Source organism: Aeromonas sp. BIGb0445 (assembly GCF_024809075.1).
Taxonomy (GTDB): domain Bacteria; phylum Pseudomonadota; class Gammaproteobacteria; order Enterobacterales; family Aeromonadaceae; genus Aeromonas; species Aeromonas rivuli.
On record NZ_JANUES010000010.1, the window covers coordinates 38,345 to 50,305 of the forward strand.

Annotated in this window: 11 protein-coding genes; 6 read left to right on the forward strand and 5 right to left on the reverse strand. The window is 58.3% G+C overall.

Annotation, left to right across the window (positions count from 1 at the left end; all coding sequences use genetic code 11):
• Positions 1 to 238: 238 nt before the first annotated feature.
• Genes M2367_RS16400 through M2367_RS16410 form a run of 3 tightly spaced genes read right to left on the reverse strand, consistent with a single transcriptional unit; the run spans position 239 to position 2,414 of the window.
• A complete protein-coding gene (locus tag M2367_RS16400; RefSeq protein ID WP_042043998.1) occupies positions 239 to 973 on the reverse strand; it encodes an amino acid ABC transporter ATP-binding protein in 735 nt (244 codons plus the stop codon).
• A gap of 13 nt (positions 974 to 986) precedes the next feature.
• Positions 987 to 1,655, reverse strand: a complete 669-nt coding sequence (locus M2367_RS16405; RefSeq protein WP_224431644.1) for an amino acid ABC transporter permease — start codon at positions 1,653 to 1,655, stop codon at positions 987 to 989.
• The gene (locus tag M2367_RS16410) at positions 1,656 to 2,414 is read right to left on the reverse strand and encodes an amino acid ABC transporter substrate-binding protein (RefSeq protein WP_042043995.1); all 759 of its coding nucleotides are present in this window, start codon (positions 2,412 to 2,414) and stop codon (positions 1,656 to 1,658) included. It abuts the gene before it with no gap.
• A 300-nt stretch (positions 2,415 to 2,714) separates the two neighbouring features.
• Here M2367_RS16410 and dnaA point away from each other — a divergent pair, with 300 nt between their 5' ends.
• From dnaA to gyrB, 4 genes are all read left to right on the forward strand, one after another.
• Complete coding sequence (dnaA, locus tag M2367_RS16415) at positions 2,715 to 4,085, forward strand: chromosomal replication initiator protein DnaA (protein ID WP_005893135.1); 1,371 nt, start codon at positions 2,715 to 2,717, stop codon at positions 4,083 to 4,085.
• An 83-nt stretch (positions 4,086 to 4,168) separates the two neighbouring features.
• On the forward strand, positions 4,169 to 5,272 hold the full coding sequence (gene dnaN, locus M2367_RS16420; protein WP_042043994.1) for a DNA polymerase III subunit beta: 1,104 nt from the start codon (positions 4,169 to 4,171) through the stop codon (positions 5,270 to 5,272).
• Between the two features lie 2 nt (positions 5,273 to 5,274).
• The gene (recF, locus tag M2367_RS16425; RefSeq protein ID WP_259237293.1) at positions 5,275 to 6,378 is read left to right on the forward strand and encodes a DNA replication/repair protein RecF; all 1,104 of its coding nucleotides are present in this window, start codon (positions 5,275 to 5,277) and stop codon (positions 6,376 to 6,378) included.
• Entirely contained in the window at positions 6,375 to 8,789 is a 2,415-nt protein-coding gene (gene gyrB, locus M2367_RS16430) for a DNA topoisomerase (ATP-hydrolyzing) subunit B (protein WP_042043991.1), read from the forward strand. Before recF ends, gyrB begins: the two co-directional genes overlap by 4 nt.
• 117 nt (positions 8,790 to 8,906) lie before the next feature.
• On the opposite strand, the gene M2367_RS16435 is transcribed toward gyrB, so the two are convergent.
• Both M2367_RS16435 and M2367_RS16440 read right to left on the reverse strand, forming a co-directional pair.
• A complete protein-coding gene (locus M2367_RS16435; protein ID WP_259237294.1) occupies positions 8,907 to 9,905 on the reverse strand; it encodes a GlxA family transcriptional regulator in 999 nt (332 codons plus the stop codon).
• An 86-nt stretch (positions 9,906 to 9,991) separates the two neighbouring features.
• Complete coding sequence (locus M2367_RS16440; RefSeq protein WP_259237295.1) at positions 9,992 to 10,762, reverse strand: MBL fold metallo-hydrolase; 771 nt, start codon at positions 10,760 to 10,762, stop codon at positions 9,992 to 9,994.
• Positions 10,763 to 11,028: 266 nt separating this feature from the next.
• On the opposite strand from M2367_RS16440, the gene M2367_RS16445 reads away from it, so the two are divergent.
• Both M2367_RS16445 and M2367_RS16450 read left to right on the forward strand, forming a co-directional pair.
• Positions 11,029 to 11,442: an Hsp20 family protein gene (locus tag M2367_RS16445; RefSeq protein ID WP_042043983.1), complete on the forward strand. Its 414-nt coding sequence runs from the start codon at positions 11,029 to 11,031 to the stop codon at positions 11,440 to 11,442.
• 75 nt (positions 11,443 to 11,517) lie between these two features.
• Positions 11,518 to 11,955 carry an Hsp20 family protein gene (locus tag M2367_RS16450; protein ID WP_042043982.1) on the forward strand — a complete coding sequence of 146 codons (438 nt, stop codon included), beginning with the start codon at positions 11,518 to 11,520 and terminating at the stop codon, positions 11,953 to 11,955.
• Positions 11,956 to 11,961 lie beyond the last annotated feature (6 nt).

Here is an 11,961-nt window from a genome sequence, read left to right on the forward strand (position 1 = left end):
GATTGTCACACTGAGCCGACGCGCCAGCTATAGCGTGTGACGACTAGCAAAAGAGGCCGAATTCTAAACAGAGTTCGGCTTTTAGTCAATCCGCCTAAGCCGGTATCGGTCACCAACTGCAAAATAAGTAGAGGGCCGACACAAGATCCGGAGGATCGCGGGCTCAGGATTATACTGGCATGCCCTGGTTAAACAAGGATCCTTCATTAAAAAAGGCGGCCAGGCCGCCTGTGGTGTGCTACTTCAGCACTTTGCGCAAGAATTCCCGGGTACGGGGATCCTTGGGATCGACCAGTATCTGATCCGGTGGACCCTGCTCGACGATCCGTCCTCCCTCCATGAAGATCACCCGATCCGCCACGTCCCGGGCAAACTCTATCTCATGGGTGACCACCACCATGGTCTGGTGTCGGCGGGCGAGTTGCTTCATCAGACCCAGCACTTCATCAACCCATTCGGGATCGAGGGCCGAGGTGGGCTCGTCGAACAGTATGACCTTGGAGTGGGCGGCCATGGCGCGGGCGATGCCGACCCGCTGCTGCTGGCCACCGGACAGCGATGCCGGGTAGGCATCTTGCTTATCGGTGAGGCCTATCTCCTTGAGGATGGCCAGCGCCGTGGCACGAGCCTCCGCCTTGGGCTGTTTCCAGACGGTCACCAACCCTTCGGCGATGTTGTCCAGCGCCGTCTTGTTGGCAAACAGGGCATAGTTCTGGAATACAAAGGAGGCGCGCTTGCGCAGCTCTATCGCCTCTTTCTCGCTCGCCTTGGCCAGATCGAGTTGGATATCGTCGATGGCCAGGGTGCCGGCATCCGGGGTTTCCAGCAGATTGAGGCAGCGCAGCAGGGTCGACTTGCCGGTGCCTGACGGCCCTATGACGACCACGATTTCGCCCTTCTTTATCTCCAGATCAATGTTGTTGAGCACAACATTGCCATCGAATGCCTTGGTGAGGCCGCTCAGTTTGATCATGAGTTGTCTCTCCTTAATAGGCGCGGTTGAGGCGCACTTCCAGCAGGTGCTGGATGCGGGTGAAGAAGATGACCACTACCCAGTAGACCAGGGCCACCGCCATGAAGCTCTCGAAGAACTTGAACGACGAAGCGGCTTCCATCTGCGCTTTGCCCATGATCTCGGCCACGCCCAGGGTGAAGGCGAGGGAGGTACTCTTGATCATGTCGATGAAGTAGTTCATCAGCGAGGGTGTGGCGATGCGGGCAGCCTGGGGCAAGATGATGCGCTGCATGGCCTGCAGCTTGCTCATGCCGATGCTGAGGGCGGCTTCCATCTGGCTCTTGTGGATACCCAGAATGGCGGCACGGATCGACTCGGCCATGTAAGCGGCAAAGTGGAGGGTCAGGCCGACGATGGATGCGGTAAAAGCGTCCATTCCCACGAAGATGGGAAAGAGTTGCGGCAGACCGTAATAGAGCAGGAACAGCTGGACCAGCAGCGGGGTACCTCGGAAGAACGAGATATAGAGCATGGCCAACCAGTGAATGACGGGAACGCGAAACACCCGCACTATCGCCAACATCAGCGACAGGACGAGTGCCAGTACGAATCCCCACAGGGCCATTTCCATGGTCGTGCCCAGGTATTTGAGCAGGATCGGAAACAGCCCCAGCGTGTAATCGAGATCGAATTCCATCATTTATTTATTGGTGATGTCCGCCGCGAACCACTTCTCGGAGATCTGCTTGAGAGCGCCGTCTTTGCGCATGGCAGTCAAGGCTTCATCGACCTTGGCCAGCAGGGCTTGCTGCTTGGGCGTCTTCAGGAAGGGCAGGGCGTTTTCGATGGTCTCGAACGGCTTGCCAGCCTGCTGCAGCGGCAGCTTGGACTCTTTGATCAGCTGGGCGGTGGAGACGCGGTCCATCACGAAGGCATCGATACGGCCCAGGGCGACATCCTGCTCGAAGGCGGAGTCATAGGTGCGGATGTCCATCTTGTGGTCAGGATCGTTCTTGCGCAGCAGCTCTTCGAAGTTGGAGCCCAGGTTGACGGCAACCTTCTTGCCTTCCAGGTCTTTGATACCATTGATGGTGCTGTTGCCCTTGCGAACCACGATCTGGGCACCGTCATAGACATAAGGCTGGGAGAAGTCGTACTTGGCCTTGCGCTCGTCTGTGATGGTGATCTGGTTGGAGATGGTATCGACCCGACCGGTTTCCAGCATGCCAAACAGGCCGGAGAAGCTGGCGGTCACGAATTCAACCTTGTAGCCGGTGCGCTCACCGATCTGGTTCCACATGTCGACCTCAAAGCCCTGCAGTTTGTCCTGCTTGACGAAGGTGAACGGGAAATATTTGCCAGACATGCCGACCTTGATGGTCTCCTGGGCGACGGCTTGACCGGAGAGCATGGCCAACAATATGGCGGCGCCGGACACCAGCTTGATAGATGAAGACATGGGTATACCTCTCTCTGTTGTTCTGTGTTTCTAGTTTTAATGACTGAAAGTGAGTGAATGTTATTGGAATAAGTTCTGAAAAATAAATCATATTTGGTTATATCAAATAACCCTGAATCACCCCGGATCCTGCCTCGTTCATGCTGTGGGTAAGTTTGGGGATGAAATGGGATCCTGAGCCGTCGGATCCTTGAAAGTCAAGGATCTTATTTGCTGGATCCGCGAGCTGGCGGCTAGAGATCCACCGGCTAAAAACGTAGAATAGCCGGTCTTTAGCTAATCAATAAACGGGAGTCCAGAGTGACTGCTTCGCTATGGCAGCAGTGCCTTCACCGGCTGCAAGATGAATTGCCCTCGGCAGAATTCAGCATGTGGATCCGGCCGCTTCAAGCGGAGTTGAGTGACAATACTCTGACCCTGTATGCACCGAATCGCTTCGTCCTGGACTGGGTACGTGACAAGTACCTGCTCCGGGTCAATGGCATCATCACCGAGATCTGTGGTGTTGATGGCCCCACCCTGCGTTTTGATATAGGCAATCGTCCCCACCCCGTCGCCGTTGCGAGAGCCCCGGTGCGCGGTGCCGCGCCTGTGAATAACTTGCAGAAGAGCTGGGAAAGCAAGGACGCCGCCAAGCCGGAACCGAACCACAAGAGCAACACCAACGTAAACTACACCTTCGAGAATTTCGTCGAGGGTAAGTCGAACCAGTTGGCCCGTGCGGCGGCCCGTCAGGTGGCCGATAATCCGGGCGGGGCATATAACCCCCTGTTCCTCTATGGCGGCACCGGTTTGGGCAAGACCCACCTGCTGCACGCCGTTGGCAATGCCATCAAGGAGCGCAAGAAGGATGCCAAAGTCATCTATATGCACTCCGAGCGCTTCGTCCAGGACATGGTGAAGGCGCTGCAGAATAACGCCATTGAAGAGTTCAAGCGTTATTACCGTAGCGTCGATGCCCTGCTCATCGATGACATCCAGTTCTTCGCCAACAAGGAGCGCTCCCAGGAGGAGTTCTTCCACACCTTCAATGCCTTGCTGGAAGGTAACCAGCAGATCATCCTGACCTCGGATCGCTATCCCAAGGAGATCAACGGGGTCGAAGATCGCCTCAAGTCCCGCTTCGGTTGGGGGCTGACGGTGGCGATCGAGCCGCCGGAGCTGGAGACCCGGGTGGCCATTCTGATGCGCAAGGCGGACGAGAACCAGGTCCATCTGCCGGACGAGGTCGCCTTCTTTATCGCCAAGCGACTGAGATCCAACGTCCGTGAACTGGAAGGCGCCCTTAATCGGGTCATCGCCAACGCCAACTTCACCGGCCGGGCCATCAACATCGACTTCGTGCGTGAGGCATTGCGCGACTTGCTGGCGCTGCAAGAGAAGCTGGTGACCATCGACAACATCCAGAAGACGGTGGCCGAGTACTACAAGATCAAGCTGGCTGACCTGCTCTCCAAGCGGCGCTCCCGCTCGGTGGCCCGCCCTCGTCAACTCGCCATGGCCCTGGCCAAGGAGCTGACCAACCACAGTTTGCCGGAAATAGGGGATGCCTTCGGTGGCCGTGACCACACCACAGTCCTTCATGCCTGCCGCAAGATAGAGCAGCTGAAGGAGGAGAGTCACGACATCAAGGAAGACTATTCCAACCTGATCCGTACCCTTTCGTCCTGATCACGGAACGGAGTGCACAGATGCAGCGCGAATATTCCAACCTGATCCGAATCTTTTCCTCCTAATCACAACGGAGAGCACAGATGCAGCTCGAAATTAGCCGCGAGGCCCTGTTACGTCCCCTGCAACTGGTGTCTGGCGCCCTGGGTGGCCGACCGACACTGCCCATCCTCGGCAATGTCCTGCTCGAGGTGAGCCATGGCTTGCTGTCGCTGACCGGCACCGATCTCGAAGTCGAGATGATAGGCCAGGTCCATCTAGAAGGCGCAAGCCAGGATGGCCGCACGACAGTGCCGGCTCGCAAGCTGCTCGATATCTGCCGCGGCCTGCCGGAAGGGGCTGAGATACGCTTCAATACCGAAGGCGAGCGACTCATCATTCGTTCCGGTCGCTCCCGCTTCAACCTGTCGACCCTGCCGGCGACCGAATACCCCAATATCGAAGATTGGGAATCCGTGCTCGAATTCGACATCAGTCAGCTGGAGCTGAAGCGACTGATCGAGGCGACCCAGTTCTCCATGGCCAGCCAGGATGTGCGTTACTACCTCAATGGCATGCTGTTCGAGAGCGAGGGCCACGGCCTGCGCACCGTCGCGACCGATGGTCACCGTCTCGCCACCTGCCGCCGGGAGGTCGTCGAAGATTCGCTGCCCGATCATCAGGTTATCCTGCCCCGTAAAGGGGTGCTGGAGCTGGTGCGGCTGCTGGAGGCGGAAGACAAACCGGTACGCTTGCAGATTGGTCGCAGCAACCTGCGCGCCGCCCTCGATGGTTTTATCTTTACCTCCAAGCTGGTGGATGGCCGCTTCCCCGATTGGCGCCGTGTCATCCCCCGTGGCAGCGACAAGGCCCTGATCGCCGGACGAGAAGATCTGCGCCAGGCATTTTCCCGGGCCGCCATTCTCTCCAACGAGAAATTCCGTGGGGTGCGTCTCAATTTGCAGCAGCATTTGCTGCGGATCACCGCCAATAACCCGGAACAGGAAGAAGCCGAGGAGCTGCTTGACGTACAATATGACGCCAGCGAGCTGGAGATCGGCTTCAACGTCTCCTATGTGCTCGACGTGCTGAATACGTTAAAATGTGACCAGATCCGGGTCAGCCTGAGTGACTCCATCAGCAGTGCCATTATTGAGGATTTTGATAGTCAGGACGCTCAATACGTGGTCATGCCGATGCGGATCTAGTCGTGTCCCTGGTCAAGCTCCAGCTCAACGACTTTCGCAATATCCAGCAAGCCAGTCTCAAGCTGTCCCCCGGACTCAATATCCTGGTGGGGTGTAACGGCAGCGGCAAGACCAGCGTGCTGGAGGCTATTCACTACCTTGGTCTGGGCCGCTCCTTTCGCACTCATCTCACTGGGCGAGTTGTCCGTCAGGGCGAGAAGGGATTTGTCTTGTTCGCCCAGTGCGAGCTCGACGGGCGCACCGTTCCCATTGGTCTGGCCAAGGAAAAAAACGGCGACACCCAGCTCAAGATCGCCGGGGCCCAGGCCCAGCGGTTGGCTGACCTGGCCGAGCTGCTGCCGGTGCAGTTGATCCATCCCGATGGCTTCGACCTGCTGACCGGCGGTCCCCAGCCACGTCGTGCCTGGCTCGACTGGGGCGTGTTTCACCAGCAGCCGGGATTCTTCTCCTTGTGGGGGCGAGTACGGCGGCTGCTCAAGCAGCGCAATGCCCTGCTACGCACTGCGACCCAGTATCGCCAGCTGGCATTCTGGGATCAGGAACTGGCTCGGCTAGGTGATGAATTAGCAGGCTTTCGCGCCAGCTATTGTCAGGCTATTACGCCGCTCATCCAGGAGATGACGGCGGATTTTCTGCCGGAGTTCGATATCAGTCTCGGCTTTTATCGCGGCTGGGAGAAGGATACCCCCCTCGGCGATCTGCTGGCGGCGGGATTCGAGCGGGATCAGAACCTGGGTTATACCGGTGTTGGCCCCCAGAAGGCCGATGTGCGCCTCAAGGCGAATGGAGTACCCGCTCAGGATATTTTGTCCCGGGGTCAGCTGAAGTTGTTGGTCTGTGCCATGCGACTGGCCCAAGGGCTCTATTTGAATCAACATAGCAGCCGTGGCTGTATTTTTTTAATTGACGATTTTGCCTCTGAACTGGATATCGACAAACGCCGTCTGTTGGCCGCAAGGCTGAAGCAGTGTGCGACTCAGGTGTTTATCACCGCCATCGATACCGGCCAGCTCGCAGACATGATGGATGCGAATGACTGCAAGTTGTTCCACGTGGAACAAGGCAAGATCTCCGAAACGCTAGAGAAGGCAGAGAGTAAGCTATGAGTGAAAATACTTACGACTCCTCGAATATCAAGGTGCTTAAGGGGCTGGATGCAGTCCGTAAGCGCCCGGGGATGTATATCGGCGATACGGACGATGGCTCGGGTCTGCACCACATGGTGTTCGAGGTCGTCGATAACTCCATTGACGAAGCTCTGGCTGGCTACTGTTCCGATATCCAGGTCAAGATCCATTCCGATGGCTCCGTCTCTGTGCGTGACAATGGCCGGGGCATCCCGGTCGACATGCACGAAGAAGAGGGTCGCTCCGCTGCCGAAGTCATCATGACGGTACTGCACGCCGGCGGTAAGTTCGATGACAACTCCTACAAGGTATCCGGCGGCCTCCATGGCGTGGGTGTCTCCGTAGTTAACGCCCTGTCTGACAAGCTGCTGCTGACCATTCGTCGCAACGGCCATGTCTATGAGCAGACCTACCACCTGGGTGAGCCGCAGGCGCCGCTCAAGCAGATCGGCGACAGCTCGTCCGGCACCGGTACCGAAGTGCGTTTCTGGCCGAGCTCGACCATCTTCAGCGACACCCTGTATCACTACGATATTCTGGCCAAGCGTCTGCGGGAACTCTCCTTCCTCAACTCCGGGGTCTCTATCCGCCTCGAAGATGAGCGTGATGGCCGTGAGGTGCACTTCTGCTACGAGGGGGGCATCAAGGCCTTCGTCGAATACCTGAACCAGAACAAGACGCCGATCCACCAGAAGGTGTTCCACTTCACCACCGAGCAGGACGGTATCGGGGTCGAAGTCGCCATGCAGTGGAACGACGCCTATCAGGAAGGGGTGTACTGCTTCACCAACAACATTCCCCAGCGCGATGGCGGCACCCACCTGGTGGGCTTCCGTACCGCACTGACCCGTACCCTCAACACCTATATGGACAAAGAGGACTACAGCAAGAAGGCCAAGTCGGCTGCCAGTGGCGACGACGTCCGTGAGGGTCTGATTGCCGTCATCTCGGTCAAGGTGCCTGATCCCAAGTTCTCCTCCCAGACCAAGGACAAGCTGGTCTCTTCCGAAGTGAAGACCGCCGTTGAACAGGCGATGGGTGAGAAGCTGAGCGAATTCCTGCTGGAAAACCCGGGCGATGCCAAGATCGTGGTCAACAAGATCATCGATGCGGCCCGAGCCCGTGAGGCCGCCCGCAAGGCCCGTGAACTGACCCGTCGCAAGGGCGCGCTGGACATCGCCGGCCTGCCCGGCAAGCTGGCAGACTGCCAGGAGAAAGACCCGGCCCTCTCCGAACTCTACATAGTGGAAGGGGACTCTGCTGGCGGCTCCGCCAAGCAGGGTCGCAACCGTAAAAACCAGGCCATCTTGCCGCTCAAGGGCAAGATCCTGAACGTGGAGCGGGCCCGTTTCGATCGCATGATCTCCTCCCAAGAGGTGGGCACCCTGATCACGGCCCTGGGCTGTGGCATCGGTCGTGACGAGTACAACCCGGACAAGCTGCGCTATCACAACATCATCATCATGACGGATGCGGACGTCGATGGTGCGCACATCCGCACCCTGCTGCTGACTTTCTTCTATCGCCAGATGCCGGAAATCATCGAGCGTGGCTATGTCTATATCGCCCAGCCGCCGCTCTACAAGGTCAAGAAGGGCAAGCAGGAGCAGTATCTGAAAGACGAGAGCGCCCTGCTGCAGTACCAGACTGCCATGGCGCTGGACGGTGCGACCCTGCACGTCAACGAATCCGCCCCAGCCATCGGTGGCGAGGCGCTGGAGCGACTGGTCAACCAGCACCGCGCCGTGTCTCACCTGATCACCCGTATGTCCCGCCGCGCCCCGGATGCCGTGCTGACACAGCTGATCTATCAGCCTGAGTTGAACGAAGCCCTGCTGGCCAGCGAGAGCGATCTGCTGGCCTGGTGCCAAGCCATGGAACTCGTGCTCAACGAGAGCAACCACGGCATCCAGTACCAGATCCAGGTGCGCCGTGACGAAGAGCGTCGTCTGTTCGTACCCCACGCCGTGGTACGTCAGCACGGTGTCGATCGCGAATACCCGATCAGCTATGACTTCCTGCAGTCCAATGAGTACCGCCAGCTGGTCTCCCTGGGCAAGGAGATCGCCAACCTCATCGAGGAGGGTGGTTTCATCAAGCGGGGCGAGAAGGTGAAGCCGGTCGACAACTTCGTGGAAGCCGTCGAGTGGCTGATGGGCGAAGGCAAGCGTGGCATCTACATCCAGCGCTATAAAGGGTTGGGTGAGATGAACCCGGAGCAGTTGTGGGAGACCACCATGGATCCGGAAGCGCGTCGCATGTTGCGCGTCACCATAGAAGATGCCGTCGGTGCCGACCAGCTGTTCTCCACCCTGATGGGGGATGCGGTCGAGCCGCGTCGTGAATTTATCGAGACCAACGCCCTGCGGGTGGCCAACCTCGACGTCTAAGCAACGCCCGTTGCATCAACGCAACCCTGAAAAAGCCGGTCCCTGTGACCGGCTTTTTGTTTGCGTGGCGTTTGCCAAAGGGCAGCGAAATGGCTGAACAATGCGGTGAGAAAGTACCTAGACCCTGTCGAGCAAGGGCGCCGGATCCCGGCCTCGGAAGGTTCGGCGCCACTCACTTGGCGAGACCCCGAAGCGGACACGAAAGTGCTGGCGAAGGGAGGTTGCGGTACTGAAGCCCACCAGCTCGGCGATGCGCTCTACGGCGTGGCTGCTGGCTTCCAGCAGCTCCTGACTGCGTCTGAGGCGCTCGGCAAGCAACCACTCCCCGACGGATAGACCGGTTGCCTGCTGGAAGCGACGGGTAAAGGTGCGCCGGCTCATCAGGCAGTGGTCGGCCAGGCTGTCGAGGGTATGGGGCTGCGCCAGATGGGTACGCAAGTGATCGAGCAGCTGGTTGATGCGGGCATCCTGGGTCGATGCTGGCACGGGTCGCTCGATGAACTGGGCCTGACCGCCTTCTCTGTGGGGCGGGATCACCAGTCGCCGCGCCAGCTTGTTGGCAAGGCGGCTGCCATAGTGCTGGCGCACCAGATACAGGCAACAGTCCAGACCGGCCGCCGTGCCTGCCGAGGAGATCAGCCGATCATCATCCACGTAGAGTGCATTGCTATCGAGCTGAACACGGGGAAAGCGCTGGCCAAAATCCTGTTCAAACTCCCAGTGAGTGGCAGCCCTGTGGCCATCGAGGATCCCTGCATAGGCGAGCACATAGGTGCCAAGGCAGAGCCCGACTATCTGAGCGCCCCTCGCTCGGGCGGCGACCAAGGCTTCAAGCAGCGCGGGCTCTGGACGCTCGGCCGGGTTGCGCCAGAAAGGGATGATGATGATATCGGCATCCGCCACAGCCGCCAGCGGCAGCAGGCTGTCGATGAGGAAGCCTTGGGGAGATCGCAGTTGACCAGATTCACCGGCGCAGAGCCTGAGCTCGAATAACGGCGGGCCCGGCAACATGCTGTCACCGAAGATGAGGCAGGGTACCGAGAAGTGGAAGGGGCTGAAGTGGTTGAAGGCCAGGATGGCGACGACCGGCACTGTGGTGGAAGTAGTGGTGGGCATGAGGCGGATCCCTGGCGGCTCTTTGCGCCATCATATGCGGGTTGACGGAAAAGTCGAAGGGCCATGGCATGCCATGGCCCTCCTGTTTAGAGGTGGATCACTGCACCGTCTGCCGGTATCAGCACCCGGTCCGTCATTGCCTGCTCTGTCAGAAAGTCGCTCAGCTCGGCACGGGATAGCATGGCGTGATTGACCGCCTCCATGTGGCTGGCAATCAGGGTGGCCTGCGGCGCCGCCTGGTAGACAGCATGGAGATCTTCCTTGTTCATGATGATGGAGCCCAGGCCGGGGATCTGGGCATCGCCGCTGTTGAGGATGATGACCTCGGGCTGGTGGCGCTGCAGGCTCCTGGCCACATCATGATTCCAGACGGTGTCTCCTGCCAGATAGAGTGATTTCTCCTGGGGATGGTTGAAGATGATGCCACACACCTCACCCAGTCTGTCTCCCAGCGCACCCATTATCTCATCGCTGCCATGTTGGCCCGCCGTCTTGAGCAAGCTGATGCCTGAGAATGTCAGCTCCTCTTCCAGGATGCGCACATCCTCGAAGCCGGCCGCTTGAATGGTGTCAGCATCTTTCTGGTGCTGCACGAACAGAGGCAGTCTCTTGGGGATCAGCCGCTGGGCTGTGTCATCCCAGTGATCGAGGTGATCGTGGGTGACGATGACGGCATCGACATCGAGCAGCTGGGCCATGGGCAGGGGCAGCTCGACCAGGGGGTTGCGCAGATGGCTGTTGGCCGTTCCTTCGAAGGCGGGATAGCTGCCCTTGGGGGCCAACATGGGATCCACGAGGAAGCGTGTACCGGCATAGTCGATGAGCAGAGTGGCATTGCGAACCTGAGTAATCTTCATGGCTGACTCCGTGATAATGGGTGAATGTGCGACCAGTATGGGGGAGTCTATGGATCGGCAGCAGTGGCCCATGGGTCGATATTCGATACGATCGGGCCAATATTGGTGAACGGGAAAAGTGATATTTCTTTTATGACCGACTCTTGAAAGCCGATTTGATGACCTTATATAGAGGATAAGGCCGGAACGCTCACTAGAGGTTTCGACCAGGTGCCCGTCCACTGGGAGGGCAAACAACAAGCTATCGCTCAAAAGAGGATACTTTTATGCGTTCTATCGATTTTTCTCCGCTCTATCGTTCTGCTATCGGTTTCGATCGTCTGGCCAATCTCATTGAGTCGGCGGCCAGCAACGGCAATGCCGGTTATCCCCCCTACAACATCGAACAGTTGGGCGAGAATGACTACCGCATCAGCATGGCGGTGGCGGGCTTTACCCAGGATGAGCTGGAGTTGAGCTTCCAGGAGAACCTCCTGACCGTGAAGGGGAGCAAGCAGGCCGACACCGATCGCAACTATCTCTACCAGGGCATCGCCGAGCGTGGTTTCGAGCGTCGCTTCCAGCTTGCCGACTATGTGCGAGTCAAGGGGGCAGATCTCAAGAACGGCTTGCTCCATATCGAGTTGATGCGTGAAGTGCCTGAGGCGATGAAGCCGCGCAAGATTGCCATCAACGGTTGAGACCCTGTGAATTGTTCGGGTGCCGTCACCGGGCTCGTTGAAAACTGACCTGTTGCTTATTAGAAGGATAGGATTATGCGCAACCTCGATTTATCTCATCTCAATTCCAATGCCGTCGGCTTCGATCGAATGGCTCATGAACTGAAAGCACTGCATGAGCAGAAGAATGCGTATCCCCCTTATAACATCGAGAAGCGGGAGCAAGACAGCTATCGCATCACCATAGCCGTCGCTGGTTTTGAGCAAGACGAACTGGAGCTTGAAACCGAACTGGGCACCCTCAAGGTGAAGGGCCGCAAGGCGGCCATTAAAGAGGATCGCCACTTCCTCCATCAGGGGATTGCCGAACGTGACTTCGAGCTGGCCTTCAAGCTGAGCCAGCATGTCGAGGTGCAGGGGGCCAGACTCGAGCATGGTCTGCTCACCATCGACCTGGCCCGTGAGCTGCCTGAAGCGCTCAAGCCACGCGCCATCCCCATCGGCAAACCTGACGCAATGACATTGCCGAGTTAAGCCAAC